The 19,858-nt window shown below is 61.5% G+C and carries 21 protein-coding genes and 1 tRNA gene; 14 read left to right on the forward strand and 8 right to left on the reverse strand.

The window, feature by feature from the left end; genetic code table 11:
* Positions 1–2 precede the first annotated feature (2 nt).
* The 3 genes from pheT (at position 3) to STHERM_RS10885 (ending at position 3,520) form a co-directional block, all read left to right on the forward strand.
* A complete protein-coding gene (pheT, locus tag STHERM_RS10875; RefSeq protein WP_013314943.1) occupies positions 3–1,706 on the forward strand; it encodes a phenylalanine--tRNA ligase subunit beta in 1,704 nt (567 codons plus the stop codon).
* Positions 1,707–1,779: 73 nt separating this feature from the next.
* On the forward strand, positions 1,780–2,739 hold the full coding sequence (locus STHERM_RS10880) for a hypothetical protein (protein WP_013314944.1): 960 nt from the start codon (positions 1,780–1,782) through the stop codon (positions 2,737–2,739).
* 13 nt (positions 2,740–2,752) lie between these two features.
* Positions 2,753–3,520, forward strand: coding sequence for a ParA family protein (locus STHERM_RS10885; protein WP_013314945.1), 768 nt, complete (start codon positions 2,753–2,755; stop codon positions 3,518–3,520).
* Here STHERM_RS10885 and thrH read toward each other — a convergent pair.
* Positions 3,492–4,094 (reverse strand): bifunctional phosphoserine phosphatase/homoserine phosphotransferase ThrH, encoded by a 603-nt coding sequence (gene thrH, locus STHERM_RS10890; protein ID WP_041623647.1) that lies wholly within the window; start codon positions 4,092–4,094, stop codon positions 3,492–3,494. The two genes, STHERM_RS10885 and thrH, sit on opposite strands and share 29 nt — an antisense overlap.
* A gap of 83 nt (positions 4,095–4,177) precedes the next feature.
* On the opposite strand from thrH, the gene STHERM_RS10895 reads away from it, so the two are divergent.
* Together STHERM_RS10895 and STHERM_RS10900 are read left to right on the forward strand one after the other, a co-directional pair.
* A complete protein-coding gene (locus tag STHERM_RS10895; RefSeq protein ID WP_013314947.1) occupies positions 4,178–4,888 on the forward strand; it encodes a CHAP domain-containing protein in 711 nt (236 codons plus the stop codon).
* A 39-nt stretch (positions 4,889–4,927) separates the two neighbouring features.
* The gene (locus STHERM_RS10900) at positions 4,928–5,938 is read left to right on the forward strand and encodes an FAD:protein FMN transferase (RefSeq protein ID WP_013314948.1); all 1,011 of its coding nucleotides are present in this window, start codon (positions 4,928–4,930) and stop codon (positions 5,936–5,938) included.
* On the opposite strand, the gene STHERM_RS10905 is transcribed toward STHERM_RS10900, so the two are convergent.
* Genes STHERM_RS10905 through STHERM_RS10915 form a run of 3 tightly spaced genes read right to left on the reverse strand, consistent with a single transcriptional unit; the run spans position 5,935 to position 9,495 of the window.
* Positions 5,935–6,309, reverse strand: a complete 375-nt coding sequence (locus tag STHERM_RS10905; RefSeq protein ID WP_237223284.1) for a NusG domain II-containing protein — start codon at positions 6,307–6,309, stop codon at positions 5,935–5,937. The two genes, STHERM_RS10900 and STHERM_RS10905, sit on opposite strands and share 4 nt — an antisense overlap.
* The gene (locus STHERM_RS12700; RefSeq protein ID WP_013314950.1) at positions 6,302–8,452 is read right to left on the reverse strand and encodes an ATP-binding protein; all 2,151 of its coding nucleotides are present in this window, start codon (positions 8,450–8,452) and stop codon (positions 6,302–6,304) included. Before STHERM_RS12700 ends, STHERM_RS10905 begins: the two co-directional genes overlap by 8 nt.
* The gene (locus tag STHERM_RS10915) at positions 8,449–9,495 is read right to left on the reverse strand and encodes a metallophosphoesterase family protein (protein WP_013314951.1); all 1,047 of its coding nucleotides are present in this window, start codon (positions 9,493–9,495) and stop codon (positions 8,449–8,451) included. Before STHERM_RS10915 ends, STHERM_RS12700 begins: the two co-directional genes overlap by 4 nt.
* Before the next feature lie 106 nt (positions 9,496–9,601).
* On the opposite strand from STHERM_RS10915, the gene STHERM_RS10920 reads away from it, so the two are divergent.
* A complete protein-coding gene (locus STHERM_RS10920) occupies positions 9,602–9,772 on the forward strand; it encodes a DUF362 domain-containing protein (RefSeq protein WP_041623649.1) in 171 nt (56 codons plus the stop codon).
* Positions 9,773–9,846: 74 nt separating this feature from the next.
* Here STHERM_RS10920 and STHERM_RS10925 read toward each other — a convergent pair.
* Positions 9,847–9,930, reverse strand: a tRNA-Leu gene (locus tag STHERM_RS10925).
* Positions 9,931–9,984: 54 nt separating this feature from the next.
* Positions 9,985–10,497, reverse strand: coding sequence for a ferritin-like domain-containing protein (locus STHERM_RS10930; RefSeq protein ID WP_013314952.1), 513 nt, complete (start codon positions 10,495–10,497; stop codon positions 9,985–9,987).
* A gap of 125 nt (positions 10,498–10,622) precedes the next feature.
* On the opposite strand from STHERM_RS10930, the gene STHERM_RS10935 reads away from it, so the two are divergent.
* Positions 10,623–11,468: a TIGR00282 family metallophosphoesterase gene (locus STHERM_RS10935; RefSeq protein ID WP_041623651.1), complete on the forward strand. Its 846-nt coding sequence runs from the start codon at positions 10,623–10,625 to the stop codon at positions 11,466–11,468.
* Here the strand turns inward: STHERM_RS10935 and STHERM_RS10940 are convergent.
* Together STHERM_RS10940 and STHERM_RS10945 are read right to left on the reverse strand one after the other, a co-directional pair.
* The gene (locus STHERM_RS10940; RefSeq protein ID WP_013314954.1) at positions 11,417–12,613 is read right to left on the reverse strand and encodes a protein-glutamate methylesterase/protein-glutamine glutaminase; all 1,197 of its coding nucleotides are present in this window, start codon (positions 12,611–12,613) and stop codon (positions 11,417–11,419) included. The genes STHERM_RS10935 and STHERM_RS10940 overlap by 52 nt on opposite strands.
* A gap of 8 nt (positions 12,614–12,621) precedes the next feature.
* Positions 12,622–13,440, reverse strand: a complete 819-nt coding sequence (locus tag STHERM_RS10945; protein WP_013314955.1) for a CheR family methyltransferase — start codon at positions 13,438–13,440, stop codon at positions 12,622–12,624.
* 120 nt (positions 13,441–13,560) lie between these two features.
* Between STHERM_RS10945 and STHERM_RS10950 the strand changes: the two genes are divergently transcribed.
* The 7 genes from STHERM_RS10950 to hprK are packed head-to-tail and all read left to right on the forward strand — an operon-like array spanning position 13,561 to position 19,845.
* Positions 13,561–15,192 carry a CTP synthase gene (locus STHERM_RS10950; RefSeq protein ID WP_013314956.1) on the forward strand — a complete coding sequence of 544 codons (1,632 nt, stop codon included), beginning with the start codon at positions 13,561–13,563 and terminating at the stop codon, positions 15,190–15,192.
* Positions 15,189–15,734 (forward strand): LPS export ABC transporter periplasmic protein LptC, encoded by a 546-nt coding sequence (lptC, locus tag STHERM_RS10955; RefSeq protein WP_013314957.1) that lies wholly within the window; start codon positions 15,189–15,191, stop codon positions 15,732–15,734. The genes STHERM_RS10950 and lptC overlap by 4 nt, the downstream gene beginning before the upstream one ends.
* Positions 15,727–16,377 carry an LptA/OstA family protein gene (locus tag STHERM_RS10960; RefSeq protein ID WP_148223914.1) on the forward strand — a complete coding sequence of 217 codons (651 nt, stop codon included), beginning with the start codon at positions 15,727–15,729 and terminating at the stop codon, positions 16,375–16,377. Before lptC ends, STHERM_RS10960 begins: the two co-directional genes overlap by 8 nt.
* Positions 16,370–17,101, forward strand: a complete 732-nt coding sequence (gene lptB, locus STHERM_RS10965) for an LPS export ABC transporter ATP-binding protein (protein ID WP_013314959.1) — start codon at positions 16,370–16,372, stop codon at positions 17,099–17,101. Before STHERM_RS10960 ends, lptB begins: the two co-directional genes overlap by 8 nt.
* 56 nt (positions 17,102–17,157) lie before the next feature.
* Positions 17,158–18,558 (forward strand): RNA polymerase factor sigma-54, encoded by a 1,401-nt coding sequence (gene rpoN / locus STHERM_RS10970; protein ID WP_041623654.1) that lies wholly within the window; start codon positions 17,158–17,160, stop codon positions 18,556–18,558.
* On the forward strand, positions 18,548–18,862 hold the full coding sequence (hpf, locus tag STHERM_RS10975) for a ribosome hibernation-promoting factor, HPF/YfiA family (protein WP_013314961.1): 315 nt from the start codon (positions 18,548–18,550) through the stop codon (positions 18,860–18,862). The genes rpoN and hpf overlap by 11 nt, the downstream gene beginning before the upstream one ends.
* Positions 18,859–19,845, forward strand: coding sequence for an HPr(Ser) kinase/phosphatase (gene hprK / locus STHERM_RS10980; RefSeq protein ID WP_013314962.1), 987 nt, complete (start codon positions 18,859–18,861; stop codon positions 19,843–19,845). The genes hpf and hprK overlap by 4 nt, the downstream gene beginning before the upstream one ends.
* The last annotated feature ends 13 nt before the right edge of the window (positions 19,846–19,858 follow it).

Genomic DNA, 19,858 nt, shown 5'->3' on the forward strand with positions numbered 1-19,858 from the left:
CCATGCCCAAGATAGAAATCTCACGAGACAAGTTCTTCGACGCCCTCGGAAGGCGGTTCTCGTATCCCGAACTCGAAGAGCTCCTCACCGTGGCCAAAGGGGAGCTCGACGACGTCGATGAGGAGGAAGGCCTCCTCAAGATAGAGCTCAACGACACCAATCGACCCGACCTCTGGTCCCTGCGGGGCCTCGTCCGCCAGCTGAGGACCTACCTCGGAGAACCCGCCCCTACCTATCCGTTCATCTCCCGCCCGAACGAGCGGAAAGAGAGCGGGGAGCGGACCATAGAAGTGGACCCTGGCCTCAGGGAGATACGACCCTACATTGCGGGATTCGTGGCTCGAGGAAGGGTCGTGGACGACGACCTCCTCCGCGACCTCATCCAGACACAGGAAAAACTCTGCTGGAACTTCGGTCAGAAGAGGAAGGCCGTGGCCATGGGCATCTACCGGTCCACGCTCATCCGGTATCCCGTGCAGTACAAGGCGGCCGATCCCGACCGCACGCGATTCGTCCCCCTCTCCATGGAGAAGGAGCTCTCCCTCCGGGAGATCCTCCGGGAACACCCCAAGGGGCAGGAGTTCGGGTGGATCGTCGAACACCTTCCCGCCTACCCCTTCCTCACCGACGCTCGTGGTGAAGTCCTGAGCTTCCCGCCCATCATCAACAGCGCACGGATCGGGGCGGTGGAGGTCGGTGACGAGGAGCTCTTCGTGGAGCTCACCGGCCTCGATCTCAAGACCATCCTCCTGGCCTGCACCATCGTGGCCTGCGACATGGCGGACGAGGGCTTCGAGATCCTTCCAGTGAAAGTGGTGTACCCCTACGACACCCCCATGGGGAGGGAACTCACGACCCCCTTTGCGTTCCAGACTGTGGAGCACACCACCCGTAGTGCGGTGGAGAAGCTCCTCGGGCTCAACTTCACCTCCGAGGAGATCTCCCAGGCCCTCACGCGTATGGGGGTTTCCCACACCATCGAAGGGGATACCATCACCATAGTGCCTCCCGTCTACAGGAACGACTTCCTCCACCCCGTGGATATCGCAGAGGACATCATGATCGGCCACGGAATGGACCGGTTCGACCCGGAGATGCCCAGGGACTTCACCGTAGGACGTCTCTCTGCGGCAGAGGAACGCAATCGCAGGGTGAAGATGCTCATGGTGGGCATGGGCTTCCAGGAGATGATCTTCAACTACCTGGGCTCGCGGCGCGATTTCATAGAGAAGATGCGTGTGAGCGACGAGGACGCGATCCGGGTGGCCAACCCCCTCTCCGAGAACTACGAGTACGTCCGGCCCTCCGTCCTCCCCTCCCTCCTCGCCGCCGAGAGCGTCTCCTCCCACGCCGTCTACCCACACCACATCTTCGAGACCGGCAAGGTGGCGAAGAAGGACCCCGAGGACAACTACGGTTCCAAGACCTACAACATGCTCGGCTTCCTGAGCGCGGATCCCAAGGCCGACTTCAACATGACGAGCAGCCATGTCGCGGCCCTGTGCTACTACCTGGGCAAGGAGTACACCCTCGAGCCCAAGGAGGATCCACGATTCGTCCCGGGAAGGACGGCCGCCCTCCTGGTGGGCGGTCGCGAGGTGGGAATCTTCGGCGAAGTCCACCCTGAAGTCCTCGAGAACTGGGGCATCACCATGCCCTGCGCAGCCTGCGAGATCAACCTGGACATCCTCTTTGAAGCGGAGTGACGGCGGAACCGGTTGTTACGAAAAGGGGTGGCAGATCACCTCGGGCTTCCGATATACTTAATAGCAGGAGCACATGACCGAGACCACGAGTGCACGGGAACTCTTCACCTCATCCCTCCCGAGCGTCCTCGTCCCCTACCGGGGCCCCTCCGAGAACCCGGAGGAACAGGACATCTTCCTCTACCTCAGACCGGAATCCAACGGGGTGGTGGTGGAGAGCACGGCCCTCAAGGTCATCACCTCCACACCGGACTACAAGAAGAAGCTCCACCTCGTCTACATGGCGAACATCCCCGGAGAGTTCATCTCCTCCCGCCACATCGTGGAGCAGCACTATCGGGTGAAGCTCATCTTCGCCACCCACGGGAAACGGGTCTTCACCCCCTACATGCGGCAGCGGTTCAGCGCCCACTTCGGCGTTCCCTTCGATGAGGCGCACATCGTCGGGGCCTTCGAGGCCCTGAGGGAACTCCACATGAGCCCCGAGGAACTCTTCCAGCTCTGGGTCCCTGAACAGGACGTCCTCACGATCCTCGAGCAGACCATCAAACGGTACAACGACCTCTTCATCGTCAACTACGACATACCCGCACTCCTTCACAAGAATACCAGGAACACCGACATCGCCGTGATGCTCTTCAGGACTTCCTACACCTACGACCAGCTCGCACTCCTCTTCAAGAAGGTGCAGGAGCGCCTCCAGGGTGCGGGTCTCCTCAAGCAGGGCATGCCGCTCAGCAGAGTGATCCACTTCTCGAAGAGCCCCTTCGAGCAGATCCTCGATGCCCAAGGGTATCTCTACGCAGAGAAGGACAGGCCCGTGCCCCTCGAAGAGATCTCGTTCGCCCGCTATCTCCTCCGTCACGGATTCGACGAAAAGGAGATCAGGGGACTCATCTCCTACCCCCTCGTCCAGTACGAGGAGGGGGGAAGACTCTGCGAGGGGAACGTCTTCACCCTCTCCCATGGGGGATCATACCGGGAGGCGCTCGAGGTCTGCGAACGGATACGGGCCCAGTTCTGGATTCATTGAAAAGGGGGAACGCATGAAAGTGGTGAGCGTCTATAACGTGAAGGGAGGAGTGGGGAAGACCACCTGCGCGGTCAACCTCGCGTTCCTCGCCGCTCGGGATGGGTACACCACCCTCCTGTGGGACCTCGATCCCCAAGGCGGGGCCACCTTTTATCTCACGGAACAGACGGAACTCACCCGGAGCCCCAGGAAGATCCTCTCGAAGAAGAGCGCGCTCCTCGACGCCGTGATCCCCACCCCCTATCGCGACCTCTTCCTCCTCCCTGCAGACCTCTCGCTCAGGAACGTCACCATCCTCCTGGACGAGATGAAACGTTCACGGGAGCGCATACACGAACAGCTCGAGAAGATAGGGGATCGCTACGACCTCGTCCTCCTGGACGCCCCTCCCGGACTCTCCCTCCTCTCCGAGAACCTCTTCTCCGCCTCGGATCGCATCCTCCTCCCCCTCGTACCCACCCCGCTCTCCCTCCGCGCCTACCTCCAGATAAGCGCCTTCTTCTCCGAGCACGACCTCCCAGCTGAGAAGATCCTTCCCTTCTTCAACATGGTGGACAGGAGAAAGAGGATCCACCGCACCACGCTCGAGGAGTACTCCCGTCTCCCCGAGTTCCTCTCCGCATGGATCCCCCACGCCTCGGCGGTGGAGGAGATGGGGAAGAGGAGGAAACCCCTCCCCGCCTTCTCCCGTACCACGACAGCGTCCCTCGCCTTCCTGCGACTCTGGGAGGAACTGAAGGGGAACGTCGGCCTCACCCGAGATACGGATCGAGGAACCTGAGGAGCTCCTCATAGGAGGCCGCCACCTCCAGCTCCGGATGTTCCTGTGCGATCCTCTCGGGAGGACGGAAGAGGAACCCCCTTGAGGCGGCCTTCAGCATGGAGAGATCGTTGTAGGAATCCCCGGCGGCGTACACATCGAAGTTGAGACCTCTGAGCGCTTCCACCGCCCGACGCTTGCCGTCCTCCTGCCGGAGCCGGTACCCCGAGATGAACCCCTCTTCGTCCACGACCAGCTCGTTGCAGAAGATCGTAGGCCATCCCAGCATCCGCATCACGGGCCTGGCGAACTCGGTGAAGGTGTCCGAGAGGACGATCACCTGGGTCCTCTCCCGCAGGGCCTCGAGGAACTCAGGGGCGCCCTCGAGCGGTCTCATGGACGAGATGATCCGCTGGATGTCCGGAAGTCTCAGTCCGTGTTCCTTGAGGACCGAGATCCTGTGCTTCATGAGGACGTCGTAATCGCTCACATCCCTGGTGGTGAGCTTGAGATCGTCGATCCCCGTGGATTCGGCCACGGCAATCCAGATCTCCGGAAAGAGCACACCCTCCAGATCGAGACACACCATGTGCATGGCGTTATATAGCACGTAACCGGACTCCGTGTGAACCCTGAACAATCCGAAGAATTACTGTATAGTAGATCCGGAGGTGCCCGATGCGCATACGGCTGCACTACCTCACCGCAGCGATCCTCGTGCAGGTCCTGCTCTTCTCTGCATGCACGACCCTCCCTGAGGGACGGTCCGCCTGGCCCGATCACGGGCCGCGGTCTCTCTCCTCCTCCTACCCCGACGGGCGGGGGCCTTCACTCTCCGAACTGCAACGACGCCTCGTCGAAGAGGCCCGGGGGCTCGTGGGAAGGGAACGCCTCGTCGTGAAGGGCAGGGGTTTCACCATGGACTGCACCGGCGTGGTCCTGGCCGTCTACTATGCGGCAGGCATCGACCTGTCCGCCGAGTTCTCCCGCTACGAAGGCAACGGGGTCCGCCGTCTCTATCTCACCATGAAGTCGCACGGCCTCCTCTACTTCACCCGGACCCCGCAACCGGGCGACCTCATCTTCTGGGACGACACCTACGATGCGAACGGAGACGGCAGGATGAACGACCCGCTCACCCACGTGGGGATGGTGGTCGAATCCCACTCCGACGGCACCGTGGTATACATCCACCACAACTACCGACGGGGCATCGTCCTCGAATACATGAACCTCTACGATCCCGACACCTACACCACGGAAAAGGGAGGGAGGATCGTAGTGGTCAACAGCCCCATGAGGATGAGAGGGAGTCCCTCCTCGAACGGGAAGTGGCTCGCGAGCCACCTCGTGAGGGACTTCGGCCGGGCCTACCTCTATACGAACTGACCCTTGCCCCAGGGGACACTCTTTGCTAGAGTGGGCCGCATGAAACGAGCCATTGCCCTCCCCTTCGCCGTCCTCCTCCTCCTTTCGTGTCGGCAGGGAGAACCTCTCACGAGGACCGATTTCGCCCTCGGCACCGTCTGCTCGGTGAGGATCTTCGACCACAAGGACGAGGAGATCCTCGATGAGGCCTTCTCCCTCCTCTCCTCCATCGAAGCCACCTTTTCACCCTCCATAGAGGGGAGTGATATCTGGAAGGTCAATCACGGAGGAGGAAGGCCCACCACGGTGTCACCGGAGACCGCCGCCGTACTCTCACGGGCCCTCGACTATGCTCGCACCTCTGGGGGGGCCTTCGATCCCGCGATAGGAGCCCTGGTGAACTTGTGGGGCATCGGTACCGACCGGGCACGTATCCCTTCGCCGGAGGAAATCGAGCACGCCCTCGGCACCATCGACTACCACCTCGTCTCACTCGAGGGAGACACGGTCGTAGTCGAGAACCCCGAGACCAGGCTCGACCTCGGGGCCATCGTGAAGGGGTATGCGAGCGATGAGCTCGCCTCGCTCTTCACGACAAGGGGAGTGCGGTCGGCCATCGTGGACCTCGGAGGGAACATTTTCGCGCTGGGGAGCCGGCCCGACGGCACACCCTGGAGGATAGGGATCCAGGATCCGGAAGGTCCGAAAGGAAGCTACGTGGGGATCCTCAGGGTGAGGGACAAGGCGGTGGTCACCTCCGGTGTCTATGAACGGTTCTTCATACAGGACGGCATCCGCTACCACCACCTCCTCGATCCTGCGACCGGCTACCCTGCGAGGACGGGACTCCTGAGTGTCACCGTGATCCACCCCCGAGGCATCGACGCCGATGCCCTTTCCACCACACTCTTCGTCCTCGGGATGGAAAGGGGCCATACCTATCTGCGCGAACGACATCCTGAGGCCGAAGCCCTCTTCATAGGAGAGGATCACACCATATGGATGACCCCAGGACTCGAAGGGACCTTCACCCTCACCGCCGAGACCTACTCGCTCGAGAGACTTCCCTAAAAGGTGGTCCCGTCCACCGGGGAAGAGCCCTTCCTCCCCTCCACCATGACGAATATCCGGTTGGGAAGACAGGCGATCCACTGCCCCGGCGAGGATATCCTCCCCATGGCAATACAGAGCTTGTCGGGACACGGCGCCTCTTCCATCCACACCGCCCCGTTCCGGATGATCACCTTCTCAGGTCCGAGAGGACCTTCCACCTCCAGGGTCCTGTCCTCGTCGAGAGGATAGAGGAAGACTCCCCCCTCGCTTTCCACCCGCACCACGAGAGGCCCCATCGGACGGGTATAGGCCGCAGCGAGCACACCTGTGAGTGCGAAGAGGGCGAGCACGATGATCACCCAGTCACCGATTCCCATGGATCTACGCATGATCACCCCCGAGATCGTGGATCCGTGCATCCGGGAATTCCTCTCTCACCACCGAAACCACATCGGGGAAGCTCGTGAAGAGGCAGATCTGCCATCCCTTGTCCACCAGACGATGGAGCGCCCGAACCGCACCCCGTCTCCGAGAAGGGTCCAGGGACTCGAAGGCCTCGTCGAGCACGATCACCCCCGGTGTCTCAGAGAGTTCGGCCATGGCGAGCCGACAACCGAGATAGAAGGCCCCCATGGTCCCCTTTGAGAGCTGAGGCAACTCCCTCGGTATTCCCTGGGCGTCCATGGCCCGGATCCCCTTCAGAGAGAGCGTGTCGAGCATCACCTCCCGTTCCCCTCCCCCGGTGATCATCTCGTAGTAGGGTCTCACCCTGGAAACGAGGCCGGCGAAGTCCTTCGCCATCCGCTCACGAAGACGGGAAAACACCTCCGTGAGAAGGGCATAGGCGGATTTCTCGGCCTCCAGACGGGAGAGCTCTCGGAAGAGACGTTCCCGCTCCCCCCTCAGACGGAAGAGCTCTTCCATGGCCTCACTGTAGTTCCCCATCCGCCCCTTGAGCCTCGCCACCTCTTCGAGGACATGCTCGTACTCACGATCGAGCCCCTCTCGAACCTTCCGGAGATCTTCCCGTTCGTTCCTGAGGACGATCCGCTCCTCCTCCGTGAGCTCCTCCCCCCGGAGCCTGAGCCTACAGCCATCCCTCTCCATGGCGATGTACCGTTCCAAGTCCACCAGGGAGGTCTTTCCGCTCCGCTCCATCGCCCTCCTCACCCAGCCCTCCTCGGCCTCCAGACTACGCACCACCTCCCGATACCGCGCCACCTCTGCGCCGTACTCCTCCCAGGTGCGAGCCCCCACCCGCCCCAGCCACTCCCGCAACCGCCGGCCGGCCTCCTCCTCCCTCCTCCGCGCCTCCACCCACGCCCTCTCCACCCCCTCCACCTCCTCACCCAGCCGTCGCACCTCCTCCCTCCACACCTCCCACTCACGGCGCACCCCCTCTCCCTCGGCCCTCCACCGTGCCCAGGCCTCCCTCAACCTCCCCTCACCCACCACCCGCCGCACCATCCCCGTACCCCGCACCCGCCACACCAACCCCACCACCATCCCCCCGAGCCCCGCCACCGCCAGCCCCACCCCCGCACCCACCCATCCCGGCCATCCTGCCATCCCCACCCCCACACACACCCCCACTCCCCCCGCCAGCATCATCCACACCCCCCTCCGGCGCCATCCCTCCCCCATCACCAACACCCTCTCCTTCTCCTCGCGCCCCCTCACCCTCTCCTCCACCCCCGCCAACGCCTCCTCGGCCCTGCGGAGATCCAGCTTTCGGAGCTCCACCTCCTCACCCAGCCGTCGCACCTCCTCCCTGCACGCATCCCACTCACGCCGCAAGGCCTCCCCCTCCTGCCGGACACCCTCACCACACACCACCCTCAACCGTCCCACCTCCTCCTCGATCTCCCTCACCCGCCGCACCCTCTCCCACGCCTGTTCCAGCTCCCTCAACCGGCGCCACTCCTCCTGCTCCTGAATCCGCCGATCCAGCTCCCGTTCCCGCTCCTCCACCCCGCGCCGCTCCCGCTCAAGCGCCCCAAGCCGCTCCTCCATACGCCGAAGCTCCCCCCACACCACCTCCCTCCCCGAAAGCCGCTCCTCCCACCTCCGGATCTGCGCATCCACCTCGGCGAGTCGCGCCCTCACCTCCCTCCGTTCCCTCATCTGCACCGTCTCGCGCCCCACCTCCCTCCCCGCCTTCTCCACCTCCAAGATCAACCGTTCCAGGTTCACTCCCCCTGCGAACAGCTGCTCCTGGACGAACTGGGCCGCCCCCCGCTGACTCGAGAAATCCACCTCCACCCTGCCGGAACGAATCGCATACACCTCGGAGAACAGAGACGCGGGAACATGCCACTCCTCTCCCACCCACTCCCCCTCCACCCTCCGCTCCCCCGCCCTCCCATAGCGGTCGAGATCCTTCCTCCCCGAGGCGATGAGATCGTAGAGCGCATCGCACACCGTGGACTTCCCCGCCTCGTTGGGCCCGTGGAACACCGTCACCGGCCCCAGCTCGAACCGTACCTCCGAGAACTTTCCGAACCCGATCAGCCTTATCCCCCTGAGCCTCATCGCTCGATCTCCTCTCGTATCCGCAGAAGCCCGAGGCGGAGGGCGTCCCTCCAGACCCGCTCCTCACACCCGCCTCGGGACCGCTCCATCTCCTCCAGGAACATCTGTACGAACCGATGGGAGGAGAGAACCCTCAAGGCCGCCACCTCCTCCTCGAAAGTGATCGTACGCACCCTGTCGCCATATCTCTCGAGGAGCCCCCGCTTCCAGGACTCCACCCGATCCAACCCATCCACCACCCCCCGGAGCACCACATGCACCCGATCGTACGGCCCCACACCGTCCCAGAACCCCTCCTCTTCCTCAACCCGCTCCACGCCGAAGACCACCTCCGTGACCCGAAACCGCCCCGCCCGATCCAGCGCCACAGGCTCCACCCGCACCCCCCCCTCGTCCGCCTCGACCACGAGCACCCTCCGAGGCCCCTCTTCCCCCTCCCTCCACACCCGCGCCGACCCCGCATACCTGAACACCACATCGCCGAACCGCACCTCACAGTCCCGGTGGATATGCCCCAGCGCCACATAGTCAGGCTCGAAATCCCTCAGGAACACCGGATCGAGGATCGCAGGATCCTCCTCGCTCGAGAACCAGAAGGCATCCTGGACCGTACCGTGGGCCATCACCACCCTCACCCCCCTCTTCCGTGCGAGCCCTCCATTCCCCTCGTACCCCTCCCGCCGGTAAGGCACCCCCACCACCTCGTATCCCTCCCCCTCCCATACCCCCACTCCATCGAACGACCAGAAGAGCCCCTCGGGCGTAGAGAACTCCGAGAACTCGTGTGCACCTTTCTTGAGAAACTCATGGTTCCCCACACAGTAGTAGACCGGCACACCCACCCCGCACAACCTCCTCCAGACCTCACCCCAGAGGGCCGCCATATCCTCGAAGGAATCGAAGAGATCACCCGGCACCACGACGAAATCCACACCCGCATCCTTCGCCACCTCGGCCACCTCATCCACCACCTCCAGACAGTACTCGCGCTCCCTGAGGGCCACGTGCACATCCGCCGCATGAAGAAACCTCACCCGTGCCATACCCAAAGCCTACCGCACACCGGGGGGACCGATCAACGCCTCTCCATTGATCCTTCCCCCCGGTTGGAGTATAGTCACCCTGATATCACTCCCACAGGAGGCGATCATGGCATACGTCATCACCGATGACTGCGTGGCCTGCGGGACCTGCCTTCCCGAATGCCCGGTGGAGGCGATCAGCGAAGGGAACCCCTACGTGATCGACCCTGACACGTGCACCGACTGCGGCTCCTGCGCAGAGGTGTGCCCCGCAGAAGCCATCCATCCCGGCAACTGATCCAGGACGCTGCCCCCCCGGGCAGCGTTTTTTCCCTCCGTGCACGAAAAAACCCGTCCTCGAACGGACGGGTCTGCCCAGAGGGGGATTTGAACCCCCACGGGTTTACACCCACTAGATCCTGAATCTAGCGCGTCTACCAGTTCCGCCACCTGGGCACGCAGCGGATGTTATTATGCGACAATCCCGCTCAGGTGTCAATCAGCCCCCTGTCAGAGCCGCAGCTTCTTCAGCTCCTCCTTCATCCGCTCGATGTCCCTGAGCCAATCCTCGATATCCTGCTCGTGCTCCAGCTCGTCGTTCAGGATCTGTACCGCCATCTGGTAGGTGGTGTGATCCTTCCCGTTGGTGAAGTCCGCGATCTGCTCGTAGCGACGGATCGCGCACCGCTCCCCCTCGAGGTTCTGTGAGAGGATCTCCTCGATGTAAGGATCGGAAGGAACCGCGTAGTCACAACCCGCCACCTTCTGCCACTCGAAGGGCGAGAGCAACGGAGTTCCCCCGAGCTGGATGATCCTCCCCGCCAGGAGCTCCGCATGACCCAATTCCTCGGTCGCGTGGGTGAGCAGTTCGGGCTCCACCTCACTCCGCATGGGACCTTCCATCACCCTGGCCCCCACCCAGTACTGGTAGTAGGCGAGCCACTCCTCGGCGAGCGCCGCGTTGAGGAGCTCGAGGAGCTCGTTCACATCGACCCGACTGATTTCCTTACCTTTTTCTCCCATGATTTCACTCCTTTAGGAACATTGCCGTGTGATGATATGATACTACAGCGAGCCACAAAAAGGAAGCGCCTTGATCTTGATCGCCTCCCCCTGTAAGCTTGCCACATTCCGGACGAGGGGGCCTCATGAGAATACTCTTCATCGGCGAGATCGTGGGCAAAGAAGGGGTCTACACCGTGAAGACCCTGCTCCCCGAACTCAAGAAACGCTTCAGCCCCGACTTCATCGTGGCGAACGCCGACGGGACCACCGGAGGATGGGGCATAGGGAAGAACCACTCCATCTACCTCCACAAGCTCGGAATCGACGTCCTCACCTCGGGAGACTGGATCTACTTCAAGAAGGACATGGTCCCTCACATCGCCAAGAGCTCCTACCTCCTCAGGCCCGCGAACTTCCCTCCCGCAGCACCGGGGAGGGGGTATCGCACCTATCACAAGGGAGGGAAAACCCTGGGAGTGATCAACCTCATCGGACAGTCAGGATTCCCGAGGATCCACGGAAGCAACCCCTACACCTACCTTCCCTCCCTCGTCTCCCGGCTCAAGGAGAGCACGCCCCACATCATCGTGGACTTCCACGCGCACACCACAGCAGAGAAGTACACCATGTTCTTCATGGCCGACGGCATGGTCTCGGGGGTCTTCGGCACCAACTCACGCGTCCAGACCGCCGACGAACGCATCCTCCCGGGCGGCACCGCCGTGATCTGCGACGCCGGACGGACCGGAAGTCAGATGAGCGTCCAGGGCCTCGATCCTCAGCCCGAGATACAGCGGTTCCTCACCGCCCTCCCCCAGAAGGGGAAAACCTCCTGGGACGGCCTCGCACTCTGCGGCGTCCTTCTCGAAACCGACGAGAACGGCAAGGCCGTCTCCTTCGAACGCCTCAACATCCCTTGCCCCCCGCCCCCCCACCTTCAGGACGAGGAAGAGGAATCGGAGACATCCCCTCCGGACGAGGCACTCTGACGGGCCAGCTTCTCCAGCACGAGGGGAATCTCCCCCAAGGGCAGCTGGAGGTGGAGCACCCCCATCTCGTGCGCGGCCCGTGGCATGCCGTACACCACACAGGTCTCCTCGTCCTGGCCGATGGTGATCCCTCCTTGCCGGAAGACCTCGCCCAGCATACGGGCACCGTCCCTCCCCATCCCCGTCATGATCACCGCGATGCTCCGGTTTCCATAGACCCTCGCCACCGATTCGAAGAGCACATCCACCGAAGGCCTGTGTCCGTTCACCGGCGGGGCATCCAGGAGCCTGACGACCTTCCGTCCCCCCTCCTCCTCCACCATCATGTGGAAGTCCCCCGGCGCGATGAAGACCATCCCCCTCCTCACCTCGTCACCCTCCTCGGCCTCCTTCACCGTGAGTGCGCACATCCGATTGAGACTCTCCGCGAACTCCTTGGTGAACCCGGGCGGCATGTGCTGGACGATGAGGAGGGGAAGGGGGAAGCCCTCTCCAAGGGCACCGAGGAGGGACCTGAGGGCGCTCGGCCCTCCGGTCGAGACCCCGATGGCCACCACCTCCGGCACCCCCGGCCTCCTGAGCGGGACGACCCTCCGGGGAGGGAGGACGACCTGCGGGGGAAGCACCGGGGCGGATCTCCCGGGCGACTGCAGGACGGGACCTGCAGGCCGCTCATTCGCCGCCGGAGGCAGGTCCCTCTTCCCACCCCTCTCCCGTGCCGGCCCCTTGAGAAGGCGGTACCTCCTCCCGTAGCCCCTGATCATTTCCCTCAGGGTATCCGCCACCAGGTGCACGTCCGGGGAGATCGCACCTGAGGGCTTGGTGATGAAATCGCTCGCCCCCAGTGAGAGCGCCTCCATGGTGATGCGGGCTCCCCGCTTGGCCCGAGAGGAGAGGATGATCACCGGTATGTCGATACCGCGCTCCCTCCGTTCTCGAAGAAAGGCGAGCCCGTCCACCTTCGGCATCTCCAGGTCGAGGACGATCACGTCGGGATCGAGTCGGGGAATCTTCTCCAGGGCGAACCCCCCGTGCATCGCAGTGCCCACCACCTCCATGTCCGGGGCCTCCTCCAGGATACGCGAAACCATGGTCCGCATGAGCGCCGAGTCGTCCACGATGAGCACACGGATCGGATCCTGCATCTCCCCTCCTATTGGGCCACATTCTTCCTGTACACCGTCCCCCACTCCGTCTTCACGAACTCGAAGCCCGTGTTCATACCGAAGAGGGACTCCGAGTGCCCGATGAACAGGTAGGAATACGGGGCCATCACGTTCCAGAGGCCCTGGATCGTCGCCTTCTGAGCCGCCTCGTCGAAGTAGATGAGCACATTGCGACAGAAGACCACGTCCACATCCCTGAGATCACTCTGGTGCTTGAGATTGTGGTAATCGAACTGGACGTGGGTTCGCAGCTCGTCGCGCACCCTGTAGCCGTTCTCTTTCTTCTCGAAATACTTGGCCAGGTAGTGCTCAGGCACGCCCTCCACCCTCGCATCCGTGTAGAACCCCTCCTTCGCCACCAGCAGAGAGGAGAGACTTATATCCGATCCCACCACAAGGAATGAAAACCCCGGAGGAAGGTGCTCGCTGAGGACCATGGCGATGGTATACGGCTCCTCTCCTGTGGAACACCCCGCACTCCAGACCAACAAGGAACGCACCCCCTGCGCCCGCTTCCGCTCCACCAGGTCGGGGATCACCGCATGCCTGAAGGTCTCCCAGTGACCCTGGTTGCGGAAGAAGCGGGTGAGATTGGTGGTCACCACATCCAGGAACTCCCGGAGCTCCTCCTCGCTCGAGGAGACCTCCCTGTAGTACTCCTCGGGCGTGGAGATCCCCCTCGTGCGCAGCCTGTCCTTCACCCTGCTCTCGAGCACGGCTCGATTGGTCTCGGTGAAGGATATCCCGCTCGCCTCGTACACGAGCGTCCTGAATTTCTCGAACAGGTCCTCCGAGAGGAAAGCCATTCATCACCTCGTCTCCTTACAGTCTAGGAACAGGCATGATGCCGTGTCAAGCAAACGATTGACACGAAAAAGCGGAGTGTGAAATAGTTACAGGAAGACCCCTCTTCACATGGAGTTCATATGGGAAAATATATCTTCGTCACCGGCGGCGTGTGTTCGAGCCTGGGGAAAGGTATCGCCGCAGCATCCATCGGCTCCCTACTCGAACTTCAGGGCCTCACCGTGCGCATGATAAAGATAGATCCCTACCTGAACGTCGATGCAGGCACCATGAGCCCCTACCAGCACGGCGAGGTCTACGTCACGGACGACGGTGCCGAGACCGATCTCGACCTGGGCAACTACGCACGGTTCACCAACTCACCCCTTTCCCGGGCGAACTCCATCACTACCGGTCAGATCTACATGGACGTCATCCAGATGGAGAGGGAAGGCCGTTTCCTCGGGCGGACGGTCCAGGTGATCCCTCACATCACCGACAGGATCAAACACCGCATCAAGGCCATAGGCGACGAAGAAGGGGTGGATGTGACCATCGTGGAGATAGGCGGCACGGTGGGGGACATCGAATCCTTCCCCTTCCTGGAGGCCGTACGACAGATCATACACGAGAAAGGACATCGCAACGCCCTCTCGGTACACCTCACCCTCGTACCCCTCGTCTCGGGCGGCGAGCTCAAGACTAAACCCACCCAGCACTCGGTGAAGGAACTCCTCGGCCTCGGGATCCAACCCGACATCCTCCTCTGCCGCGCCCCCATGCCCCTCGATGAACCCCTCAGGAAGAAGATCTCCCTGTTCACGAACGTGGAACCTAGGGCCGTGATCTCCGCCTACGACGTGCCCCACACGATCTATGAGATCCCCCTCAGCTTCCACAAACAGGACCTCGATACCATCATCCTGGAGAAACTCAACCTCCCCGTGAAGACCCCTGACCTCTCGGCCTGGGAACAGGTGGTGGACATCCTCGTGAACGCCAAGGAGAGCGTGACCATCGGATTCGTGGGCAAGTACATCGAGCTGGGCGATGCCTACAAGTCGGTGGACGAGGCGCTCTACCACGGTGGGGTCGCAAACGAGGTGCGGGTCGTACTCAAGAAGATCGACGCCGAGAGCCTGGAAAAGACCGAAGATCTCGACAACGCCTTCAAGGACGTGGACGCCATCATCGTGCCCGGGGGATTCGGACAACGGGGAATAGAGGGGATGATCAGGGCGGCCGAATATGCACGCACCAGGAACATACCCTACCTCGGGATCTGTCTCGGGATGCAGGTCATGGTGATAGAGTTCGCCCGGAACGTCCTGGGCCTCAAAGACGCCGACAGCACGGAGTTCACCCCCACCACCCCACATCCGGTGGTGAGCCTCCTCGAGGAGCAAGTGGACATCACCATGATGGGCGGCACCATGCGTCTGGGGGCCTACGAGGCCGAACTCATGCCCGGAAGTCTCCTCAGATCTCTCTACGGAGTCGAGACCATCCAGGAACGTCACCGCCACCGCTACGAATTCTCCAATCAATATCGCGAGCAGTTCGCCTCCTCGGGGATGCGCATCGCCGCGGTATACAGGGCGAACAACCTGGTGGAGGGTGTGGAATGGGAAGGACATCCCTGGGGGATCGGAGTCCAGTTCCATCCGGAGTTCAAGTCCAAACCCCTCGCCCCTCACCCGCTCTTCTCGAGCTTCATCCGGGCGGCCCTCGACTACAAACACTCCAAGAAACAGAAAGAGCTCTTCGAATGAGGATCCGGATCGCGCTCCTCCTCACAGGCCTTCTTCTCTCCTGCAGCTTCAACTACGAGGAGGCCATGTGGGAACCGAGCACCCGGGAATACCCGAACATGACCATAGAACACCTTTCCCACCGTGTGGTACAGGACGGAGCGCTCCTCCTCTCCGTGACCGCAGAGAAGGCCGAAGAGTATCGGGACGCACAGATCCTCGCGGTCACTGGGGTCCTGTTCCAGGAGTTCGACAGGGAGGGAAATGTCGTGAGACAGGGTCGGGCTGCGCACGCGCGGTTCCACCGGGACACCGAGGACATCGAGACCGAAGGGGAGGTTGAGGTACAGGACAGGACGGAAGACATCACCATCCGGGGATCGGACTTCACCTGGAAGAAGAAGGAACGTTCGATCTCGGCCCCACCTGGTGTGGAGGTGGAGATCCAAGGAGAGAACTACAGGCTCAGAGGCACGGGTTTCTCCGCGGACGCTGGGACCCTCTCCCTCCGGTTCACCGGCAATCCACAAGGCACGTACACCCAGGAGGAGGACGGTGAGTAGGGGCCCCACCATGCGGTCCGTGATGTGTCTCCTGTGTCTCGCCGTCTCGGTCCTCGTCGGCGAGGAGTTCTCGTTCTCCGCGGACACCCTCTCGGCCACCCTCGCCCGAGGCAAGGAGAAGACCATACTCAAGGGCAACGCAAAGGTCGTCTCCGGAGCCCGCATCATGACGGCAGAGACCATAGAGCTCTCCGGACCCGATTTCCGCTACGTCCTCTGCACCGGGGGAGTAGTCTTCCAGAACCCCGAGGACGGCCTCTACATACAGGCAGAACGACTGTTCCACGACAGGGAGACGGAGAAGACGCACATCGAGGGCAACATCCTCCTCGAAGACAAGAAGAACAACACCGTGATCCGGGCTCATATCCTGGACTATGACGAACGCTCTCAACAGGCCTTCATACAGATCGGGGTGCGGATATTCAAAGAGGACATCACCGGAAGAGGGGAGTTCGCTCACTACGACAGGGACAAGGAGATCCTCACCCTCTCGGGCTCTCCGGTTCTCTACAAGAAGCACGACGAGTACAGAGCCACCCGGGTCATCGTCCACCTCGACACCGACGAGGTGGAGATGGAAGGCAGGATAGAAGGAACCATCCTTCAGGAGGAAGAGGAGGCACAGGAACCCCATGAGTGAGCACGTCCTGGGCGTGGATGGTCTCGTCAAACGCTTCGGCAAGAAAACCGTGGTGAAGGACGTCTCCTTCGAGATGCGCACCGGGGAAGTCGTCGGCCTCCTGGGACCAAACGGGGCGGGCAAGACCACCATCTTCTACATGGTGGTGGGATTCCTCACCCCCACCGAGGGGAGGGTCTACTTCGACTTCCACGACATCTCCCGCCTCCCCATGTACAAGAGAGCACGCCTGGGCATCTCCTACCTCCCCCAGGAACCCTCGATCTTTCGCCGCCTCACAGTCGAGGAGAACGTGTGGGCCATCCTCGAGACGAGGAAGGACCTCACCCGGGAGGAGAAACAGAGGACCCTCGAGGAACTCCTTGCGGAGATGGGGATCACCCACATCCGGAAGCAGAAGGCCTACACCCTCTCGGGGGGAGAACGACGGAGGACCGAGATCGCACGAGCCCTTGCGATCAGACCCGCCTTCCTCCTCCTCGACGAACCCTTCGCAGGGATAGATCCAATCGCCGTCTACGAGATCAAGCAGATCATCGCGCAGCTCTCAAACAAGGGGATAGGCATACTCATCACCGATCACAACGTACGGGACACCCTCGAGATCACCCACCGCTCCTACATCATCAACCTCGGAGAGATCCTCGTGCAGGGATCCCGGGAGGACCTCGTGAACAACGAGATCGCCCGCCGTATCTATCTGGGAGAACACTTCCAGCTCTGATCCCCTCCCCGTTGACAAAGCACCGGGCGGGTCCAATAATGAAAAAGGGAGGCACCTTGCAGACTCAGAAGCCCATACTCTCACAGACTCAGAAACTCAAGCTTGCCCCTCAGATGATCCAGAGCATCCAGCTTCTCCATCTCCCCCTTGCGGACCTCAAACTCAAGATCCAGGAGGAAGTGGAAAAGAACCCCGCACTCGAAATCCTCGAGGAGCGGGGGACGATCTCGCTCGATACCGCTCAGGAGCCTCCCGAGGTCTACGAATATTTCGAGAACACATCTGATCCCGGTTTCTCCTACGCAAGGGGCTCGGACGACGAGGATGCGAAACGCAGATTCCTCGAGGGGGCCGTTGCACGGGGGGAGAGCCTCCACGAGCACCTCCTCTGGCAACTCCGACTCCACCCGGGACTCACCGCGGAGGAGATACGCCTGGGGGAGCTTCTCATACAGAACCTGGACGATCACGGTTTTCACAGGGAGGATCCCTTCATCTTCGCTCAGAACGAACGGGAGCGGCACCTCATAGAGAAGCTCATCCCTCTCATCCAGAGCTTCGATCCACCGGGCACATGCGTGAAGGACTCCGTGGAATCCCTCCTCGTCCAGGCCCGACAACGGGAAGACGCCCCCCCCCATACAGAGGAGGTCATCTCCCGCTATCTGCCTCTCCTCGAAAAGGGCAAGACAAAGGAGATCGCGAAGGCCCTGGGAATGGAAGAGGAGGACGTCCTCTCGGTCGTGGAGTTCATCAAGACCCTCACCCCCTTCCCGGGCTCGCTCTACTCCTCCTCGAGACCTCACTACGTCATCCCCGACCTCGAGGTGAAGGTGAAAGACGGCCATCTCGTGATCGTCCTCAACGAAGAGGAAATCCCGGTCCTGGGGGTGAACCCCTTCTTCCGGGAGATGCAGAAAGAGAGCGACAAGAAAGACGTACAACGTTTCGTAAAACAACAGGTGCGGGAAGCCCAGATGTTCATCCAGAGCATCCATCACAGGAACCACACCCTCCTCAGGGTCGCCCGTGCCATCGTGGAGTTCCAGCGCGACTTCTTCATCCGAGGTCCGCAGTATCTCGTCCCCCTCACCCTCAAGGACGTGGCGGAGACCGTGGAGCTTCACGAGGCTACGGTCTCCCGCATCACCACCAACAAGTACGTGCAGACGGAATGGGGCATCTACGAGCTCAAGTACTTCTTCACCAACTCGGTGAGCGGCGCTGGATCGGGCGGTTCACGCTACTCCAAAGAAGCTGTGAAGCACATCATCAAGGAGATCATCGAAGAGGAGACGAAGAAGACCGGCAGGCCGCTCTCCGACAAGAAACTCGCGGAACTCCTCAACAAGAGGGGGATCCCCATCGCCAGAAGGACCGTGGCAAAGTACCGGAAGGAACTCAACATCCGCTCCTCGTTCGAGCGGAACACATGGAGGAGGTTACATGAGAACTGACATCAAAGCCGTCCATTTCGACCTGAAGGATCCCACCAAAGAGTACCTCGAAAAGAAGTTCAGAAAGATCTCGTACGGGGAAAGGTTCATCGAGGACCTCCATCTCACCCTCACCAAGGAAAACACCTCGTTCACCGCCGAGGTCAACGTCCATACCCATTGGGGTGAACTGTTCCACCTCAAAGAAGAGGCGAAGGATCTCGTAGAGGCCATAGACAAACTCTTCGACAAACTCGACTACAAGATAGCCAAGGAGAAGAGCAAGATCCAGGACCACCATGTCGAAAAACCGGAGAAGGAATGAAACAGAAGTTCACCGTCCTGGACCTCCTGAGCCAGGAGCTCAAAGAGCACGACGTCCTTGATCTCAAGTGCATTGCAGGACGAAAGGGGCTCATCCGGGTCATCGAGGTCCCCAACATCAACCGGCCGGGACTCGCCCTGAGCGGATTCTTCGAGAGCTTCGCCTACAAACGAATCCAGATCTTCGGCAGGGGGGAACACGCCTATCTCAGGAAACTCGAAGAGGAAGGCCGCTACGAGAATGTGAGGAAGATCTTCTCCTACGAGATCCCCTGCGTCATCTTCACCCATGGTCTCACCCCGCCCCAGTTCTTCGTCTCCATCGCAGAGGAGAGCGGCTGCCCGGTGCTGCAGACCCAGCTCCCCTCCGCCACGTTCACCTCCCGTATCCTCAGGGTACTCAACAACATCTTCGCCCCCAGGGAGGTGGTACACGGAGTACTCATCGAGGTCTTCGGCATCGGCGTGCTCCTCCTCGGAGAGAGCGGGGTGGGGAAGAGTGAGGCGGCCCTGGAACTGCTCGAACGCGGGCACAGACTCGTCGCCGACGATGCCGTGGAGATCCGGTGTGTGGCAGGAAACTACCTCCTGGGCACGAGTGCGAACAGGCTCCTCGGACACCACATGGAGATCAGGGGCCTGGGCATCATCAACGTGACGCATCTGTTCGGAGTAGGGGCCATTCGGGACGAGAAGCGTATCCAGCTGGTGGTACATCTTGAACAATGGGACCCCGAGAAGGAGTACGACAGACTCGGATCCCAGGAAAAGACCCGAGACATCCTGGGAGTGAAGGTTCCCTGCGTGGAGATACCCATAAAACCGGGGAGGAACATTCCCATCCTCATCGAGACCGCGGCCATGAACGAACGGCTGAAACAGATGGGCGTCCACTCCTCCCGTGAGTTCAACGAGCAGGTGATGAAGTGGCTTGAAAGTGAAAACGTCCGTACCATATATTTGCACAAGAACCATATGGAATAACACGAGCGGTAGG

Source organism: Spirochaeta thermophila DSM 6192 (assembly GCF_000147075.1).
Taxonomy (GTDB): Bacteria; Spirochaetota; Spirochaetia; order Winmispirales; family Winmispiraceae; genus Winmispira; species Winmispira thermophila_A.